Origin of the sequence: Cellulophaga sp. 3_MG-2023 (genome assembly GCF_030546975.1) — a bacterium.
Taxonomy (GTDB): domain Bacteria; phylum Bacteroidota; class Bacteroidia; order Flavobacteriales; family Flavobacteriaceae; genus Cellulophaga.
Window position 1 is genome coordinate 664,755 of the sequence record NZ_JAUOPS010000002.1, and the last position, 20,253, is coordinate 685,007.

The 20,253-nt window shown below is 32.7% G+C and carries 15 protein-coding genes; 12 read left to right on the forward strand and 3 right to left on the reverse strand.

From position 1 onward, the window contains the following. The first annotated feature begins 219 nt into the window (after positions 1–219). The 5 genes from Q4487_RS07830 to Q4487_RS07850 all read left to right on the forward strand — a co-directional run bounded on the left by Q4487_RS07830 (position 220) and on the right by Q4487_RS07850 (position 8,708). On the forward strand, positions 220–426 hold the full coding sequence (locus tag Q4487_RS07830; RefSeq protein ID WP_303540339.1) for a hypothetical protein: 207 nt from the start codon (positions 220–222) through the stop codon (positions 424–426). A gap of 70 nt (positions 427–496) precedes the next feature. Next, positions 497–1,237 carry a GLPGLI family protein gene (locus tag Q4487_RS07835; protein ID WP_303540337.1) on the forward strand — a complete coding sequence of 247 codons (741 nt, stop codon included), beginning with the start codon at positions 497–499 and terminating at the stop codon, positions 1,235–1,237. An 11-nt stretch (positions 1,238–1,248) separates the two neighbouring features. Further along, positions 1,249–3,921, forward strand: coding sequence for a carboxypeptidase-like regulatory domain-containing protein (locus Q4487_RS07840; protein WP_303540335.1), 2,673 nt, complete (start codon positions 1,249–1,251; stop codon positions 3,919–3,921). A 45-nt stretch (positions 3,922–3,966) separates the two neighbouring features. Next, the gene (gene mfd / locus Q4487_RS07845; protein ID WP_303540333.1) at positions 3,967–7,308 is read left to right on the forward strand and encodes a transcription-repair coupling factor; all 3,342 of its coding nucleotides are present in this window, start codon (positions 3,967–3,969) and stop codon (positions 7,306–7,308) included. An 83-nt stretch (positions 7,309–7,391) separates the two neighbouring features. Further along, entirely contained in the window at positions 7,392–8,708 is a 1,317-nt protein-coding gene (locus Q4487_RS07850; RefSeq protein ID WP_303540331.1) for a TlpA disulfide reductase family protein, read from the forward strand. Positions 8,709–8,719: 11 nt separating this feature from the next. Here the strand turns inward: Q4487_RS07850 and Q4487_RS07855 are convergent, their stop codons facing one another. Both Q4487_RS07855 and Q4487_RS07860 read right to left on the reverse strand, forming a co-directional pair. Beyond that, positions 8,720–9,379 (reverse strand): hypothetical protein, encoded by a 660-nt coding sequence (locus Q4487_RS07855; RefSeq protein ID WP_100894019.1) that lies wholly within the window; start codon positions 9,377–9,379, stop codon positions 8,720–8,722. A 154-nt stretch (positions 9,380–9,533) separates the two neighbouring features. Continuing rightward, a complete protein-coding gene (locus Q4487_RS07860) occupies positions 9,534–9,893 on the reverse strand; it encodes a YraN family protein (RefSeq protein WP_303540328.1) in 360 nt (119 codons plus the stop codon). 195 nt (positions 9,894–10,088) lie between these two features. Here Q4487_RS07860 and Q4487_RS07865 point away from each other — a divergent pair, with 195 nt between their 5' ends. Both Q4487_RS07865 and Q4487_RS07870 read left to right on the forward strand, forming a co-directional pair. Next, positions 10,089–11,582, forward strand: coding sequence for a DUF1800 domain-containing protein (locus Q4487_RS07865; protein WP_303540326.1), 1,494 nt, complete (start codon positions 10,089–10,091; stop codon positions 11,580–11,582). Between the two features lie 9 nt (positions 11,583–11,591). Continuing rightward, positions 11,592–13,313 (forward strand): DUF1501 domain-containing protein, encoded by a 1,722-nt coding sequence (locus Q4487_RS07870; protein ID WP_303540324.1) that lies wholly within the window; start codon positions 11,592–11,594, stop codon positions 13,311–13,313. 63 nt (positions 13,314–13,376) lie between these two features. Here Q4487_RS07870 and Q4487_RS07875 read toward each other — a convergent pair whose 3' ends face one another. Then, on the reverse strand, positions 13,377–13,547 hold the full coding sequence (locus Q4487_RS07875) for a hypothetical protein (protein WP_157811061.1): 171 nt from the start codon (positions 13,545–13,547) through the stop codon (positions 13,377–13,379). Positions 13,548–13,716: 169 nt separating this feature from the next. On the opposite strand from Q4487_RS07875, the gene metG reads away from it, so the two are divergent. The 5 genes from metG to Q4487_RS07900 all read left to right on the forward strand — a co-directional run bounded on the left by metG (position 13,717) and on the right by Q4487_RS07900 (position 20,203). Beyond that, positions 13,717–15,795: a methionine--tRNA ligase gene (gene metG / locus Q4487_RS07880; RefSeq protein ID WP_100894023.1), complete on the forward strand. Its 2,079-nt coding sequence runs from the start codon at positions 13,717–13,719 to the stop codon at positions 15,793–15,795. A 28-nt stretch (positions 15,796–15,823) separates the two neighbouring features. Continuing rightward, a complete protein-coding gene (locus Q4487_RS07885; protein WP_100894024.1) occupies positions 15,824–16,342 on the forward strand; it encodes a ferritin in 519 nt (172 codons plus the stop codon). A gap of 423 nt (positions 16,343–16,765) precedes the next feature. Then, positions 16,766–17,245 (forward strand): lipocalin family protein, encoded by a 480-nt coding sequence (locus Q4487_RS07890; RefSeq protein WP_100894025.1) that lies wholly within the window; start codon positions 16,766–16,768, stop codon positions 17,243–17,245. Positions 17,246–17,286: 41 nt separating this feature from the next. Next, on the forward strand, positions 17,287–17,991 hold the full coding sequence (locus Q4487_RS07895) for an OmpA family protein (RefSeq protein ID WP_100894026.1): 705 nt from the start codon (positions 17,287–17,289) through the stop codon (positions 17,989–17,991). A gap of 88 nt (positions 17,992–18,079) precedes the next feature. Further along, positions 18,080–20,203 (forward strand): Tex family protein, encoded by a 2,124-nt coding sequence (locus tag Q4487_RS07900; protein WP_100894027.1) that lies wholly within the window; start codon positions 18,080–18,082, stop codon positions 20,201–20,203. Positions 20,204–20,253: the final 50 nt, after the last annotated feature.

Consider the following 20,253-nt stretch of genomic DNA (forward strand, 5'->3'; position numbering starts at 1 on the left):
AAAATATTGTTAAATTAATTAATTTTTGTAATAATAATAATAATACATTTAAGGAGTCGAAAATAGTATAGGTTTTTTCAAAGTCTACCTATACCTTTTTTGGCAACTAGCTAGTAACCAACGTTGGTTTTTTATTTAAAGACTTTGATAAATGACTTTGAACTTATTTTTATTTACTAATCAACCTAAAAAATAAATAGGTTACAAAATTAAAATGTTATGAAAAATATTTCAAAATTTATACTTGCAGCAGTAATACTATCGGGAGCCTTATTTACTACCAACACCCAGGCTAAACTAAAAAAAATAGAAAAAATGGAATATCATAAAACCATTCCCTGCCATGATGTTTTTACTATCTGCGATAATGCAAATCCAGATAGTTATGAAAGTTTTGATCTATGCATGAGAAGAAACGGCTGCTAATAACTTTATATATTCAAGCGAATGTATTGATTCGCTTGAATATATTAAAATCTTTAAATCAAAAAAAAATATGGGAAAAATCACAAAAATTATTCTGATTATATTTCTTTTCTCAAAATTCACATATTCTCAAAGTTTAAGTGGTATAGTTAAATATAGCGGAGCGATAAATAAAACATATGCGGATAGCATCATAAATGTAACATCTACTAAAGAAATCCCCTCTACTCACAAAGATTTCATAGTTGATATGTATAAAAATGCAAAAGAAGTAGATCTATTTTTACATTTTAGAAATAACGAGTCTTATTATTATTTGCAAGAAAGTTTAGATGAGCAGGATAAATACAATACAACAGTTGGGGCTGTAAGTGCCATACCATATTACAGAAACGCAGCTAACAATAGTACCTATGAAATTAGTAAATACGTTGGTATTGTTAAAAAAACTCCTCTTGATTGGAAAATAACTAATAAAACAAAAAAAATTGGCAAATATGTTTGTAACCAAGCATTAGCAACTGAAACTTTATTTAGTAGACAAGGACACTATTATACAGAAAAAGTAGAGGCTTGGTTTACCACAGAAATACCTGTAAGTTTTGGCCCAAAATTATATACTGGTTTACCTGGTTTAGTATTAGAGATTAATAAAAATAAGATTTCTATTACAGCCACAGAAATAAATTTAAACCCCACAAAAGGTGTAAACATTACAGTGCCCAATTTAAATAAAATAATTACCCAAGAACAGGCTAATAAAAAGTGGGAAGAATTAGCAGAAGCTAGTAAGCAAAGAAGAAAAAAATAGTTAAATGAAGTATGACTAAAAAGCTATTTTTTATATTCTTCATTATTTCATTTATTGCTTACAGCCAAGAAATTACATACAAAGGCTTTGTGCAAGACAGCGTGCAAAGTCCTTTGCCTAATGCTAATATTTTAGCTTTTCCAGATAGTGATGATGCAGAAACTGCTTTTGCTATAACCAATGAAAAAGGCGCATATATTTTACGCTTACAAAAAGGCTATACCTACCAAATTAACATTAGCTACATAGGCTATAAAAAACTAGTAGTTTCCACTACAGCAACAGAAAAAACCACTAAAAACTTTGTTTTACAGGAAGATGTAAACACTTTAGACGGTGTAGAGCTTACCTATAAAATACCTATAGAGGTTAAAGAAGATACTACTGTTTATGATACAGATGCGTTTACCAATGGCAAAGAACGCAAACTACGAGAAACATTAAAAAAACTACCTGGTTTAGACGTAGACAGGGAAGGTAATGTAACCTCTAACGGTAAAAAAATTACCAATGTTTTGGTAGACAACAAACCCTTTTTTACTGGAAACACCAAAATGGCTGTAAACAACATACCTGCCAATGTAGTAGACCAAATAGAGGTTATAGATAACTATAGTGAAATTGCTATGCTTAAAGGGTTGCAAGACACAGATAAAATGGCACTAAACATTAAACTTAAAAAAGACAAAAAACGCTTTTTGTTTGGAGATTTAGATGTTGCTGCTGGCCATAAAGACAGGTATGCCATACACCCAAATGTATTTTACTACAGTCCTAAAACCAATATTAATTTTATTGGTGATGTAAATAATACTGGCGAAAAAGCATTTACGTTTAGCGACTATATGGAGTTTGAAGGCGGTTTTAGTAAAATATTGGCTGGTTCTGGCAGTATGTCTAGTTTGTTTCAGTCAGACTTTAGTCAGTTTTTAAACAACAATAATTTTAAAGAGCGTAGTCAAAAATTTGGTGCGTTTAATCTACGCCAAGCTATAAATAGCACCACAGATATTAGTGGCTATGTTATTGCATCTAAAACAGATACCGATACAGAAAACCAAACCGAGAATATTTACCAAAACAACAACGATCCTTTTACAGAAAACAGAACCACCACTGGCAATGCCAATAACTTTTTTACCATTGGTAAAATAACACTAGATTATGACCCAACCTACAAGGAGGATTTTGCTTTTAATACGTTTGTAAAACTAACCAACAACAATGGTTTAAACACTATTAACACAAACAGTCCAACAAACACCAATAGCATACGTACCGCTAATGATATAGATGCATTAACCTTAAAACAAAACGTAACCTATAGTCGTAAATTAACAGACAACCACACCGGCACTTTAGAGGCTACACACAGTTACACCATAGACAAGCCCAAGACAAATTGGCAAACAGATAAAGAAATACTACAAGAATTAATTCCGTTACAGGCAGATGATGTGTATAACATACAACAAACCAAAGAAGTAAAAACACACAGTGTAAATGCCATTGTAAAAGACTATTGGGTGTTAAACAACTACAACCATTTGTATTTTAGTTTGGGTATAAACTCAAACTTTAACTCTTTTGTAAATGAAGATGTACAGCTCTTAAGTAGCGGAGAAGTAAACAATTTTAATACTGCTGATTTTGGTAACAACCTACGGCATAATTTTATAGATACTTATGTAGGTTTAGAATACAAATTTAGAACTGGTATTTTCACGTTTAAACCTGCCGTATACCAACATTATTTTAATTGGTCTTTACATCAGTTACAAACAAAAACAACCAATACAAAAACGGTACTTACACCAGAGTTTACCACAGAAATTAAATTTAAAAACGGCGCAAAAGCAAATTTTAAGTACAAAGCAAATGCTCGTTTTCCTTCTGTAAATAACCTAGCAAGTAATTTTATACTCCGTAATTTCAATTCGGTTTTTAGAGGTAATACTAACTTGGAAAATGAGTTTTTTCATACCACAAGTTTTAACTACTCTAAAAGAAGTTTATTGCGTGGTTTATTTTACAACTTAAATATTAGATACAATAAAAAAACAGAGCAATTAAAAGGAGAAACGCAGTTGCAAGGCATTAACCAGTTTAATTCTTTAATACTGTTTACACAACCGGAGGATAGCTGGGTATTTAGTGGCAATTTTAATAAAAGAATAAAAAAAATAAGGGCTAAATACAGAGGCTCCTACAACTACAGTAATTTTTATCAGCTTGTAAACTCAGAGACACAAAAAAACACCTCTGGCAGATTCTCAAATACCGTAAGCCTAGAGACTGTTTTTAAAAAAGGCCCAAATTTAGAGGTTGGCTACACACAAACCGATAGTGACTACAACACATCTGTAGGGAAAAACAAGTATAGAAGCACCAATTTTTTCACCTATTTAGATTATGTTTTTCTAGAAGATTTTACCTTAAAAGCAGAATATAATTTTGATAATTATGTAAATAAAGACCGAAACATAGATAATACTTTTGACAATGCTATGGTTTCTCTTTTTTACCAACAAGAAGATAGTCCTTGGGGTTTTGAAATTAAAGCTACTAACCTATTTGACACACAGTTTAAGCAAGACAATTCTTTTAGTACATTTTTAATCAGCGATAGTAAAACCTTTATTTTACCACGCATTGTACTTTTTAAAATTAGCTACAAACTCTAATTGTTTAAAATTGTAGCTTTATATTTGCAAAAAATGTATTGACTTTTGGGAAAATCTCTCATTTTAAAATCGTTGGCACAGCTTCCGCAAATGCAGAAACTGCAAACTACTGTTGCCAAAAATGAAAAAAACACAACACTTACAGGTTTAACAGGCTCTGCCCTATCCTTTGTAATAGCTGAAACTTTTAAAGAAGCAGACACTCCTTTTCTAGTTGTTTTTAGCGACAAAGAAGAGGCGGCTTATCATTTAAATGACTTGGAGCAATTGGTAGGCGAAAAAGATGTGCTGTTTTATCCTGGTAGTTACCGTAGGCCTTACCAAATAGACGAGGTAGATAATGCTAATGTGCTGCTACGTGCAGAGGTTTTAAACCGAATTAATTCGCGTAAAAAACCGGCATTACTAGTTACCTATCCTGATGCGCTGTTTGAGAAAGTGGTAACCCGTAAAGAACTAGATAAAAACACATTAAAAATTAAGGTTGATGACACCATTACCCTAGATTTTTTAAACGAAGTTTTGTTTGAGTATAAGTTTAAACGTGTAGACTTTGTTACCGAACCTGGAGAATTTTCGGTTCGTGGTGGTATTGTAGATGTTTTTTCGTTTTCTAATGACGTGCCATACAGAATAGAATTTTTTGGTGATGAAGTAGATAGCATTAGAACTTTTGATGTAGAAACACAATTGTCTACAGACAAAGTCACTAAAATTACCATTGTACCCAATGTAGAAAATAAATTTTTAGACGAAACCAGGGAGAGCTTTTTAAAATATATTGCTTCTAAAACTGTCATTTTTTCTAAAAACACAGAGCTTTTACACGACAGACTAGACTCTCTTTACGCAAAAGCAGAAGAAGCTTTTACAAAACTTACAGGCGAGCTAAAACACGCTCAACCTAAGGAGTTATTTGTAGATTCTAATCAGTTAAAAAAAGAGTTTGATGCATTTAATGTTATAAGCATTCATCAAACAGCAACAAATGCAGATAAATCTATTGTTTTTCATTCTAAACCACAGCCGTCTTTTAATAAAAAGTTCGACTTGCTTATTGAAAACCTAGATCAAAATCACGCTAATAACTATACCAATTATATTTTTTGTGCCACAGAGCAACAAGCAAAACGTTTTCATGATATTTTTGATGAAGTAGAACAAGATGTACACTATAAAACAGTTGTATTACCTCTTTTTCAGGGTTTTATTTTAGATGATATAAAAGTTGCCTGTTATACAGATCATCAAGTTTTTGAACGTTACCATAAATTCAACCTTAAAAATGGATACGCTAAAAAGCAAGCTATAACACTTAAGGAACTTACCAAATTAGATATTGGAGATTATGTAACACATATAGATCATGGTGTTGGTAAATTTGGTGGTTTACAAAAAATAGATGTAGAAGGTAAAAAACAAGAGGCTATAAAATTAATGTATAGTGAGCGAGATGTGTTGTACGTAAGCATACACTCACTACACAAAATATCTAAATTTGCAGGCAAAGACGGTAAGCCTCCTAAAATTTTTAAACTAGGTTCTGGTGCTTGGAAAAAACTGAAGCAAAAAACCAAAACTAGAGTTAAACAAATTGCGTTTGACCTTATTAAAGTGTACGCCAACCGTAGACTTAAAAAAGGATTTAAATACGCTCCAGATAGTTATTTACAGCACGAGTTAGAGGCATCTTTTATTTATGAAGATACGCCAGACCAAAGTAAGGCCACCGAAGATCTAAAAAAAGATATGGAGAGTGATAGGCCAATGGATCGCCTTATTTGCGGTGATGTTGGCTTTGGTAAAACAGAGGTTGCTATACGTGCCGCTTTTAAAGCTGTAGATAATGGCAAACAAGTAGCTGTTTTAGTTCCAACAACTATATTGGCTTTTCAGCACCATAAAACATTTGCAGAGCGTTTAAAAGATATGCCTGTAACGGTAGACTATGTAAACCGTTTTAGAACTGCAAAAGAGAAAAAAGAAACACTACAACGCCTAGCAGAAGGCAAAGTAGATATTATTATAGGCACACACCAATTAGTTAATAAAAACGTAGTTTTTAAAGACTTAGGCTTGCTAATTGTAGATGAGGAGCAAAAATTTGGAGTTGCTGTAAAAGATAAATTAAAGTCTATTAAAGAAAATGTAGATGTACTTACATTAACTGCTACGCCAATACCAAGAACGTTGCAATTTAGTTTAATGGCTGCCAGAGATTTATCTACAATAAATACAGCACCACCAAACAGATACCCAATAGACAGTCACGTTGTACGCTTTACAGAAGACACTATTAGAGATGCAGTTTCTTACGAGATACAAAGAGGCGGACAAGTGTTTTTTATACACAACCGTATAGAAAACATTAAAGAGGTTGCTGGTATGTTACAGCGTTTGGTTCCTGATGCTAAAATTGGTATTGGTCACGGACAAATGGACGGTAAAAAACTAGAGACTTTAATGCTTGCTTTTATGAATGGTGAGTTTGATGTTTTAGTGTCTACAACTATTATAGAAAGTGGATTAGATGTTCCTAACGCCAATACTATTTTTATAAACAATGCCAATAATTTTGGTTTAAGTGATTTGCACCAAATGCGTGGCCGTGTTGGGCGTAGCAACAAAAAAGCTTTCTGTTATTTTATTACACCACCTTATGACTCTATGAGTAACGATGCTCGTAAACGTATACAAGCATTAGAACAATTTACAGAATTAGGTAGCGGTTTTAATATTGCTATGAAAGATTTAGAAATACGTGGCGCAGGTGATATTTTAGGTGGTGAGCAAAGTGGTTTTATTAATGAAATCGGTTTTGATGCATACCAAAAAATACTTGCAGAAACGGTAGAAGAATTAAAAGAAAACGAGTTTAAGGATTTATACGAAGAGGTAGAAGGCAAAGACAAAGTGTTTGTAAAAGAAACCCAGATAGACTCGGATTTTGAACTTTTATTTCCTGATGATTATGTAAATAATGTTACAGAACGATTAAACTTATACACTCAATTAAACTTAATTACCACAGAAGAAGGTTTGGTTAAGTTTGAAAAAGAATTAGTAGACCGTTTTGGAGAAATACCTAGTCCTGTTGAAGACTTGCTAAACTCGGTTCGTATAAAATGGATCGCAAATAGCCTAGGTTTAGAAAAAATTGTACTTAAAAAAGGTAAAATGATTGGGTATTTTATAGCAGATCAACAATCTGGATTTTACCAAAGCCCAAAATTCACTAAAGTATTACAATTTGTACAAGCCAATACTGCTATATGTAAAATGAAAGAAAAACAAACCAGAGCCGGCTTACGCTTACTTTTGGTTTTTGATAAAATTACAACAGTAGAAAAAGCATTAAAAAGCTTAGCTCCTTTTAATACGCATTAAAACAAATGCAAATACACAGTTTGGTTCGGTTTTTGAAAATAAGCTAAATAACTAAGCATTAACCATTGCTAAAAAAGCATACTATGAAAAAAATACTAACATTATTATTTGCTCTTATTGCTGTATCTGTAACATCACAACATACCATATCTGGCGTATTTTCACCAGCTAAAGACTATACTTGGCTTATTGCATACCAACTTAAACCTGGCACACAAGTTTATGTTGCTGATACTAAAATAGAAGATGGTAAATTTAAACTAGAGCTACCTACCAACGCAGCTGCCGGAACTTATAGATTGGTGTATGCTGTACCACAAGAAGAGTTTAATTTTGATGTTTTATACAATGGCAAAGAAGATATTGTACTTAATTTTAATGCTCAAGATGGTGCAACGTATACTACATCAGAAGAAAATAAAATAGTAAACAGTTATTTTTTAGAAATTAATGCTTTGCAAAAGCAGGTTATAGATTTTTACACATCTAACAGTACAAATAAAAAAGAACTAGCAAAGCTTTACAATAAAATAAATAGCACACAAGCTAGGTATGAAACTGATGCTAAGGATTTAATTGCACTTAATTTTATTATAGCCAACAAGCCATACATTGCAAAAAAACATGAAACAATATATGAGTTTGTTGAGCATAAAAAGCAAAATTATTTTTCTGCAATAGATTTTAAAAACAAACAGCTACAAGCCTCTTCGTTTTTAACAGACAAAACATTAAATTATGTGTACACATCTTTACCGTTAAATAAAGTTACAAAAGATGAAACTGAGACAATTTTACAGCAAAATATACAAACTGTAGCTAGCAAACTAGATGGTGTTCATGAGACATTTAAGTTTAGCCTTTTTTATGATATGTGGATTTATGCTGCCAGTGCAAAGTATGATAAAACATCAGACTTTATAACCACTAATTACCTTAAAAAACTTGGAAACATAACTAACAACCAAGAAATTATTAAAAATATAGATGCACATACTAGATTAAGAATTGGCGCAAAAGCACCAGAAATTACTTGGAATGATGGCAAAAATAGTCTTAGCAAATTATCTGGAGCAGATAATTACGTTGTTGTTTTCTGGAGCAGTACATGTTCTCATTGCTTAAAAGAACTACCAGAATTAAACAAAGCAATGCAAACGCTACCAAACACAAAAGTACTTGCTGTTGGTTTAGAAGACGAGTACAATTATTGGGACACAGAATCTGCTAAACTAAAAAGTTTTACTCACGCTTTAGCTCTTGGCAAATGGGATAGTAAATACGCAGATTTATATAATGTTTCTGCCACACCTACCTACTTTATTTTAGATAAAGACAAGAGAATTGTAAATAAACCAGAGACTTACAAAGAGGCTCTAGAATATTTAAAAAAGAAATAATAAAAATAGACTTACAAGGCCTTTAGATCTTTAATAGTTTTAAAGGCTACGTCTACTTGCTCATCATTTACTAAAATGGTAAACTCGTTGGTTGTAGAAATTACCTCAAAAAGCACAATACCTTCCCAAGCTAAACGCTGAAAAATAAAGTAATAAATACCAGGTACAGATACGTTTTCTGCTGGTAGCTTTACAGTTATAGACGATAAATTTTCGGCCTTTTGCGTACACCTTTCGTGCTTAAACAACTCTTCAACCGTCTTATCTAATGTATTGTTTACAACTATATTTAGCTCATTTACTCCTCTAGAAGATGTGTAAAAAACATCTTTATTTTTATTAACCTCTTTTAATAAATTAGTTTGATTATCAAGAATAGAATCAGATAATAAAAAAGTAAAATCTGTTAAAGAAGACCTTACAGTAATTTCACCTATATTTTTAAGAACCTTTACAATTTTGTGAGTAGCTCTAAACTCTAAATCATCAGATAATCGTTTTAAGGCCATAACAATGGCTCCGTTTCTAATATCTTTCCCTAACTCAGACTCTATTTCTGGTTTAATAATTCTAGATAAGGAAGTTAAATTAATAATACTCTGTGCTAAAGCACTTTGTAGAAAGGGTTTCTTTTTAATATACTCTTCTACTACTGATGATATTGTTTTCATCTTGTTATTGGGGTTTGGTTGTTTGCTCTTAATTTGGTTAAAAAACTATTCTTATTAGACTTATTAGAATAAAAAATGTCTTTTGAAAGTTCAAAATTAACAAATTGTTTTAAATGTAACAATTGCAATGTAATAAAAATTGGTGTCTCTTTTTTTAAAAATGATAAAAAGCGTCGGTTAAATGCTCAATTTTTAAATTATCTTCATTTTTTAAGATTGTGATAATATCAAATCTAACTTCTACATCTAAATCATTATCAGACACATAATGATCTGCTGCCATAACAAGAAGTTTTATTTTTTTTGCTGTTACAGTATCAGCAATGTTCTGCAACGCATCACTACTTCTAGATTTTACCTCTATAATTGCCAAAGTATCTTTTTGCTGCGCAATAATATCAACCTCAGCTTTTAGATAGCGGTAATTAAGATGTTTAATAGTGTACCCATTGTCTCTTAAAAACTGTACAGCAAGCTTTTCTCCTTCTTTACCAAACTGATTGTGATCTCCCAAAATTTAAATTTAACATACAAATTAGTGTATTTTACCGAAAAATAAAGCTTTTCATCATCTAAAACGCTTTATTTTACGTACCTAATAAAGTGAGCGTGTTAACTTTTTTAACTAATTATATACTCATTTGTATATTTTAACGTTAAAAGTAAACACGTGACCTAATAACCAAACAATACAAATGCAACAATAATTATGGCATATTTTGTGAATTGCAATACTGCATCGCTAAACCCCATAGGTGGTAATCTAGACAAAAACAAAGCAGAACACCTTTACAGACGATTAGGTTTTAGTGCCTCTGTTGACACTATAAATAGCGCTATTGGAGAGCCAATCTCCGCACATATAGATATGCTAATCAATGAGGCGTTAAATATGCCTGAAATTCCTGAACCAAGCTGGGCTAATTGGACTTGGGCTGATTATCCTGCAGATGATGATGCCAGAAATGCCTTAAGAGCACAGCACACAATAGAATTTAGGAGTCAATATGTTAAAAGCTTTATAACCAATAACCTTAGAGACCGTTTGAGTTTTTTCTGGAGCAATCATTTGGTTACAGAAATGATTAAACATGGTTGTAATTCCTTTCAATACCACTACATAAATTGTTTGCAACGTAACGCAGTAGGAAATTTTAAGGAGTTTGTCAGGCAAATGGGGCTTGAGAGTGCAATGCTTTATTATTTAGATGGTGTATTTAATAACGGTAATAACCCTAATGAAAATTACGCTCGTGAATTATATGAACTATTTACTTTAGGAGAAGGTAATGGATATACCGAAGAAGATATTATCGAAACTGCAAAAGCTTTAACTGGCTGGGTAAATCGTGGAGATGCAGGTTGTACAGCTGTTACTTTTGATGCAACCAAATATGATTCAAGCTCTAAAACCATTTTAGGACAAACTGCTAATTTTGACTATGATGGAGTTATAGATAATTTATTTGAACAAAGACCAAACGAAATAAGCTGGTTTATATGTAAAAAATTATATGAGTTTTTTGTACACCCAGATTCTACTGATGATGCAAATAACGCCGAAGTTATTATTCAAGGTTTAGCTGCAACTTTTAGAGCAAATGATTTTGAAATAGCACCTGTTCTAGCTCAACTTTTTAAAAGTGAACATTTTTATGATGAAGAGGCTGTAGGAGTAATTATTAAGAGTCCGTTTGATATATATATTAATTTATTGAATGAAACAGGTTTTAAATCTGATTCTGAAGAAGATTTAATTGAAAATATAATACAAACTTGTAAGTTATTAGGCCAAGAAATCTACAACCCTCCTGGTGTTGAAGGCTGGTATAGAGATAGGTATTGGATTAACACTAACTTTATGATTGGCAGATGGTTATCCTCAGAGATGTTTTTGCAAATTTTTTGGGATTTTGACTCAGAACAATTTAGGACTTTAGCTTTGAATGTAACTGGACCTAGTGGAATGACAACAAACGACCCAGATGAAGTAACAGACGCTATTTTAAACAAACTACTACCTAAAGGTATTGCCGACGATGAAAGAGAAAATGCTTATGACGTATTTAGAAGTGATGTTCCAGAACAATATTATATTGGAGGTATAGATGGATCTTGGAGTCTTTATTACCCTGGAGCAGAAAACCAGGTATACCAACTACTACTACACATTATTAGACAACCAGAATTTCAATTAAAATAACCACTTACTATGTGCGATACAAATTCTAAAGTACAACATGCAGACAAAGAGGCTCATGACTTAGAGCATAAAAAATGGAACAGACGTTCTTTTTTACAAGCTATGGGTATGGTTGGTTCTGGATCTATGCTACTAGGTAGTAATGTACTTAATGCTTCGGCTACATCACCTTTAGCTACTGCTATAGCTGATGCAGAAGCAGACGGAAAAATATTAATATTAATTAGACTTGCAGGTGGTAATGATGGCTTAAGTACCGTTATACCTATAGAGCAATATGACACATATGCTAACGCAAGACCAAACATATATATACCAGAAAGTAAAGTATTAAAATTAACTGATAATTTTGGAGTTCCTTCTTATATGGCGCCTTTAGAGCGCATGTGGGGAGAAGGCCAATTTAAGGCTGTACACGGCGTTGGTTATGAAGGACAAAGTCTTTCTCACTTTACAGGGTCAGATATTTTTGCTAATACAGACTTAAATACTACTGGATTTACAGGAACAAGAACTGGTTGGATGGGTAGACACTTTGAAGAGTGTTTTCCTGATTATCTTATGAGTCCACCACCTGCACCAGCAGCTATACAAATAGGACAATACGGAAGCTTGGTATTTGAAGGTGAAGAAACAAATTATGCCTTTGTAACTAGTAATATTAATCAATTAGAGAAAATTGCAGAAACAGGTGATAATTTTGCCTTAGATCCAACTCTTTTTGATGGTTGTATGTATGACGATCAACTTAAGTTTTTAAGAGGCGTTGCAAATACAACTTATGAGTATTCTGGAACAATACACGAGGCTTACAAACGTGGTGAAGCCTTAGGTTGTGGCATAGAATACCAAGACAATAGTTTTGCTAAACAATTAGCTGTACTAGCTAAACTTATTAAAGGAAATTTAGGTACAAAAGTATATATGATTTCTATGGGTGGTTTTGACACGCACGGTAATCAACCATTAGCACATGAACGACTAATGACCAACTTATCTGTTGCAGTAAGCGATTTTTATCAAGACTTAGCCTGTACAGATCAAGATGATAAGGTTTTAAGTATGACCTTCTCTGAGTTTGGACGTAGAATATATGAAAACGGATCTAACGGTACAGATCACGGTAAAGCTAGTCCTACTCTATTTTTTGGATCAGGATTAAACGGTAGTGCTTTTGTTGGTGATCATCCTTCATTAGAAGATCCTAATGAAAGAGGAAACTTAGAGTACACAATGGATTTTAGAGATCTTTACGGTACTGTTTTAGCAGAATGGCTATGTGTACCAAGAAATTTAGTAGAACAACATCTTTTAGGTCGTCCTTACGTACCTGTAAACTTAGGTTTTAATTGTAGCGGAGAAGATTTTCCAGATATTGCTATAGATGATGAAAATCCTGTTTTACCAGGACCTGGAGATGGTGGCACTGACCCTACTGACCCAACAGAACCTGAACCAATACCAGAAAATGTTATTGTACACAAACCATATTACCCAACAAAAGGAAACCCTTCTATACATTTAGAAATGCCTTTTACTGCACACGTAGACATACAGTTATATAATATTTTAGGTCAAAACTTAGGAACAGTGTACAACGCTATGACTACAGAAGGAGATCAAGAAATTAACATAAGAGAACGCATACCTGTAAACCTTGCTACTGGTAAATATATTTACAGAATAAGTGTTCAAAATCAGAAAATGAGCAAATCTGTAATGGTATCTTAATCAGTTTACATTACAATTAATTGTTACTCAAAAGCACCTATTATTTTAATTTTAGGTGCTTTTTTATGTCAGTTTAGTATTGCTCTTTTTTGTTTTAAAGTCGAGCTCTTTTTTAACTCTAGAGTTTTTATTTTTATATACTCTAGTTACATCTTCTTCATTTTTAGGAACATCTTTTAATTTATCTAAATCAACAGATTTTAAAATATCTTTGTGTACTGGTTTGCCACTCATATGATTACATTTTATACTATTACAACTAAAAAGTACGTCTTATATTTTAATTAATCGGTGTATCACAACTATTTTTAAGTATTAAGGGCATCAACCTTTACATTTATTTCAATCTTTTTCTTTAGTACTGCTGGCTAAAAATGTATTTTTGCAGCTTAATTCAATTTTAATGGCACAAGAAACTAAAACACCAAGCAGATATACAATTACAGCAGCATTACCCTATACAAACGGACCAATACATATTGGCCATTTGGCAGGTGTATATGTACCTGCAGATATTTATGCACGTTATTTAAGAGGCACAAATAAAGATGTTGCATTTGTATGTGGTAGTGATGAGCACGGTGTTGCCATTTCTATGAAAGCCAAAAAAGAAGGTATTACACCTAAAGAAGTTATAGATAAGTACCACGCAATTATTAAACAATCTTTTTTAGATTTTGGTATTACGTTTGATAATTACTCGCGTACTTCTGCACAAGTACATCATGATACAGCTTCTGAGTTTTTTAAAAACTTATATGACAAGGGTGACTTTATAGAAGAAACTACAGAACAATTGTATGATGCAGAAGCTAAGCAATTTTTAGCAGATAGGTTTGTAATTGGTACGTGCCCAAAATGTGGTCATGAAGAGGCTTATGGTGACCAATGCGAAAATTGCGGATCTACCTTAAATGCTACCGAGCTAATAAACCCAAAATCTACAATATCTGGTGCTGTACCAACATTAAAAGAAACAAAACACTGGTTTTTACCTTTAGATAGATATGAAGACTTTTTAAAAGAATGGATTTTAGAAGGACACAAAAACGATTGGAAACCTAACGTTTACGGACAATGTAAATCTTGGATTGATGACGGTTTAAAACCACGTGCAGTAACAAGAGATTTAGACTGGGGAATTCCTGTTCCGGTACCTGGCGGAGAAGGCAAAGTACTTTACGTTTGGTTTGATGCTCCTATTGGTTACATATCATCTACAAAAGAGTGGGCTGCTCGCGAGGGCAAAGACTGGGAGCCATACTGGAAAGACGAGAATACAAAAATGCTTCATTTTATTGGTAAAGACAATATAGTATTTCACTGTATTATTTTTCCTAGCATGTTAAAAGCACACGGAGATTTTATTTTACCTGAAAATGTACCTGCAAACGAATTCTTAAACTTAGAAGGTAATAAATTATCAACCTCTAAAAACTGGGCCGTTTGGTTGCATGAGTATTTAGAAGATTTTCCTGATATGCAAGATGTGTTGCGTTATACATTAACTGCAAATGCACCAGAAACTAAGGATAACGATTTTACTTGGAAAGATTTTCAGGCACGTAATAACAACGAGTTGGTTGCTATTTTTGGCAACTTTATAAACAGAGTTGTGGTATTAACAAACAAATATTACAATGGTGTTTTACCAACACCTGCTGCATTTACAGACGTTGATAAAGCTACTTTAGAAGAGGTTAAAAAATACCCAAGCATAATTTCTAGCTCTTTAGAACGATATAGATTTAGAGAAGCCGGACAAGAATTAATGAACCTTGCTAGACTTGGTAACAAGTACCTAGCAGATGAAGAACCTTGGAAAGTTATTAAGCAAGATGAAGAACGTGTAAAAACCATAATGTATGTTGCTTTACAAATAGCATCTGCGCTAGCTGTTTTAAGCGAACCTTTTTTACCGTTTACATCAACAAAACTTAAAAATATTTTAAATGTAGCTGCGGCAGATACAACTGTAGAATGGAACACAGTTTCTACCTTAGATGTATTATTACCAGCCGGACATACAATTAACAAAGCAGAGTTATTGTTTAGAAAAGTTGAAGACAAAGAAATTGAAGCTCAACTAGCAAAATTAGAAGCTACAAAAAAAGCAAACCTACAAATGAATAAAGAGGTTACTCCACAAAAAGACACCATTACTTTTGACGATTTTACAAAGTTAGATATGCGTGTTGGTACTATAATAGAAGCAGAGAAAATGCCAAAAGCTAAAAAGTTATTGGTTTTAAAAGTAGATACTGGTTTAGATACACGTACTATAGTTTCTGGTATTGCAGAAAGCTTTACTCCTGAAGAAATTGTAGGCAAAAAAGTAACTGTACTTGTAAACTTAGCACCAAGAGCATTACGTGGTGTAGATAGTGAAGGAATGATTTTGATGACAGAGAATGCAGACGGCAAATTAGTTTTTGTAAATCCAGATGAAGATGGTGTAAATAGTGGAGAAACAATTAATTAATTTGTAATTTTATAAAAAGCAGAAAATTATGTTATCAAAAAATATAGAAAAAGCACTTAACAACCAGATAAAAATAGAAGCAGAATCTTCTCAAATTTATTTAGCAATGGCTTGTTGGGCAGAGGTTAAAGGTTTAGAAGGTGTTGCTGGTTTTATGTACGACCAGTCTAACGAAGAAAGAGACCATATGCTTAAGCTTATTAAGTTTGTTAATGAACGTGGCGGACACGCACAAATATCTGAGCTTGCTGCACCAAACGTTACTTTTTCTTCTTTTAAAGAAATGTTTGAAAAATTATTTGAGCACGAAGTTTTTGTATCTAACAGTATTAACGAACTAGTACATATTAGTTTACAAGAAAAAGACTATGCTACGCATAACTTTTTACAATGGTACGTATCTGAGCAAATAGAAGAAGAAGCTATGGCACGCACTATTTTAGATAAAATAAACCTTATTGGAGATGATAAAGGTGGCTTGTATTTATTTGATAGAGATATACAGCAAATAACAGTATCTACCGCCTCTACAGAAAACCCACAATAAGTTTAACATAATAATCTTATTTAGATTAATTTAAAATAACTACTTTTGCCTTACTATTTTTAGGCATAAGTAGTTATGGGCAAAAAGAAGGACAAGAAAAAAGAAAAAAAAGCATTAAAAAAATTACTAAAGGATACTCCTAAAGTAGCCGGTAAGGTAAAAAGCAAATGCTGTAGCAAATACAAAAAGTCTGAAAGCAAGCGATGTAAAAAATGTCCTTGTTTTGATTTGCTTAAAAAAGTGGCATAAACCTATGCACTTTATCTAATTTTTATTTTTATTTACACCTAATTAACACTACTTCCAGTATCTTTACATCATATTTGGACTACAAAATTATTTGCATCATTATTTTATGCAAATGAGTTACACTGTGGTCTAATAATTGAGTTATTTCGTATATACATAAAACAAATAAATATTATGAAACAGTTAATAGTACTACTACTTGCAGTAAGTTTAGTTTCTTGCGGAGCATCAAAAACAGTAAGAACATCAAAAAAAGTAATTAAAGGAGAATGGACACTTAGCAACATTACTTATAGTGAAGCTGGTGAATACAACGTTACACTTTTAAATGATGTATCTAAAGATTGTTTTAACGGTAGTTCTTGGTCTTTTATACCTAACAACAATACAGGTAAGTACAGCATAAACAATGCAAATTGTGCTACAGGAGAACGTAATTTCATTTTTACAATTCAGGAAATTGATGAAACTACAGGTTTGTATGACTTTTTAATTAAGCCAACAGACGCAAAAGGAAAAAGCCAAAACAATGTTGGTTTTAGATTATCATTGGCATTGTTAACAGAGTCTAACATGACATGGACACAAACATTATCTGTAGATGGTAAACCATTTACTATTACAATGAATTTTACAAAAGCAGACTGGCAATAAACACAACCCATTACTTATTAAATAATTTTAAAAATAAACACATGAAAACAACAATAAAAAAAATAACATTAGGTGCTTTTGCATTACTATTAATGGCAAATTTTACAAGCTGTGATGCGGTACAAAATGCAAACAACAAACAAAAAGGTGGCGCAATAGGTGTTGCTGGTGGTGCAATTTTAGGAGCAATAATTGGTAACAACGTTGGTAAAGGTAATAGCGAGTTAGGTGCTGTTATTGGTGGTGTTGTTGGTGGTGGTGCTGGTGTACTTATTGGTAACAGAATGGATAAGCAAGCTCAAAAAATTGAGAACGAAATTCCTGGTGCACAAGTAGAGCGTGTAGACAATGGTATTGTTGTAACTTTTGATGAAAATAGTGGTGTATTTTTTGACACAGCTAAATACAACATTAATGGTGCTTCTAAAACATCTTTAGATAAATTAGCAAGTGTATTTACAGAGTATCCAGATACTAACATATTGGTAGTAGGCCACACAGATAGTTCTGGTGCTGCAGATTATAATATGACATTATCTAAAAATAGAGCAAACGCTGTAACATCATACTTAACAGCTAAAGGTATTGCTGCTAGTAGATTTACTACACAATGGTTTGGTGAAGAACAACCAACTAACGACAATTCTACTGCAGAAGGTAGAGCAAAAAACAGAAGAGTTAACGTTGCTATTTTACCTAATGAGAAAATGATAAATGATGCTAAAATGCAGTCTGGCGAAAACTAGAAAATTTATAGCATAGAAATTCGATTAAATCAATTGAGTTAAATATATTAGAGACCTTATAAAACTAATTTTTATAAGGTCTTTTTTAATGATAAAATATATACTTAAACACACACAGTTACCAGAACTAAGTGTAAAAAATACTATAGAGCTTTTAAATGAAGATTGCACCATACCTTTTATATCTAGATACAGAAAAGAAAAAACAGGTAATTTAGACGAGGTTCAAATTGGTGATATTGTTACTTATAAAGCACAGTTTGAAGCCTTAGAAAAAAGAAAAACAGCAATACTTAAAGCTTTACAGGAGCAAAATGTTTTAACCACAGAACTCCAAACTAAAATTGCTGCTACAGACAACCTTACTACTTTAGAAGATATGTACTTGCCTTATAAGAAGAAGCGCAAGACAAAGGCAGAAACCGCTATTAAAAATGGTTTAGAGCCATTGGCTAAAATAATAATGGCACAGCGTAATGATGAAATTGAATACACTGCCTCTAAATACTTAAACGAAACCATTATTAATGAAGACTTGGCTTTAGAAGGAGCCAGACATATTATTGCTGAATGGATTAATGAGCGTAGTGATATTAGAAACGGCATACGTTACCAGCTTGAAAATTACGCCCTAATTGCTACCAAAGTAATTGGCACTAAAAAAGAAGACGAAAAAGCGCAAAAGTTTAGAGATTATTTTGACTGGAGCGAGGCTTTAAAACGTTGCCCATCACACAGGTTACTTGCCATTTTAAGAGCCGAAAAAGAAGGTTTTATTCGTGTTAAAATAGAAATAGACAAAGAACGTGCTTTAGACAAAATTGAAAGTAGAATTATTAAAAGCAACAACGCGTGTAGCTCTCAAATAGAACTAGCCATACAAGATGCTTACAAAAGACTACTACTACCCTCTTTGTCTAACGAGCTTTTAAAAAATGCCAAAGAAAAAGCAGATGCAGATGCAATAGCTGTATTCTCTAAAAATTTAAAGCAGTTACTTTTAGGTTCTCCGTTAGGCGAAAAAAGAATTTTAGCTTTAGATCCCGGCTTTAGAACCGGTTGCAAATTGGTATGTTTAGATGCGCAAGGAGATTTGTTGCATAATGAAACCATTTATCCGCATGCACCACAAAACAAAAGCACAGAAGCTATTAAAAAAATTAGCTCGTTAACAGATGCTTATAAAATTGAAGCCATAGCAATTGGTAACGGTACAGCATCTAGAGAAACAGAGCATTTGGTAAAACAAATACATTTTAAAAACCCTGTAGAGGTTTTTGTGGTAAGCGAGGCAGGAGCATCTATATACTCGGCATCAAAAATTGCTAGGGATGAGTTTCCAGATTATGATGTAACCGTACGTGGTGCAGTTTCTATTGGTCGTAGACTAGCAGACCCGTTAGCAGAATTGGTAAAAATAGATGCCAAATCTATTGGTGTTGGGCAATACCAACATGATGTAGACCAAAGCAAACTAAAGCAATCCTTAGATACCGTTGTAGAGAGTTGTGTAAACTCGGTTGGTGTAAATATAAACACTGCAAGTACTTCTTTATTAAGTTATGTGTCTGGTATTGGTCCAAAATTAGCAGAAAATATAGTAAACTACAGAAACGAAAATGGTGCTTTTACAAGCAGAACAGCCATAAAAAAAGTACCACGTTTGGGTGGCAAAGCTTACGAGCAAGGCGCAGCTTTTTTACGTATAAAAAATGCTAAAAACCCGTTAGATGATTCTGCCGTACACCCAGAAAGTTACAGCATAGTACAACAAATAACTAAAGATGCTAAAGTTAGCATACAAGAGTTAATTGGTAATAAAGAAGTACTGCAAAAAGTAAACCTGCAAAACTATTGTACAGATACTGTTGGTTTACCAACATTGCAAGACATTGTTAAGGAGCTAGAAAAACCAGGTTTAGATATTAGAGAAAAAGCAAAAGTGTTTTCTTTTAACCAAAACATACGGTCTATTACAGATTTAAGCCCAGGACAACTACTACCTGGCATAGTAAACAACATTACCAATTTTGGTTGCTTTGTAGATGTTGGTATTAAAGAAAGTGGTTTAATACACATATCTAACTTAGCAGATACTTTTGTAAAAGACGTTAATGAGCACGTAAGTCTACACCAACAAATACTAGTAAAAGTATTAGAGGTAGATGTTGCCCGTAAACGCATACAACTAGCATTACACAAAAATATGTAATACAAAAAAGGCTTTCTAAACCAGTATAGAAAGCCTTTTAAATTTTGGTT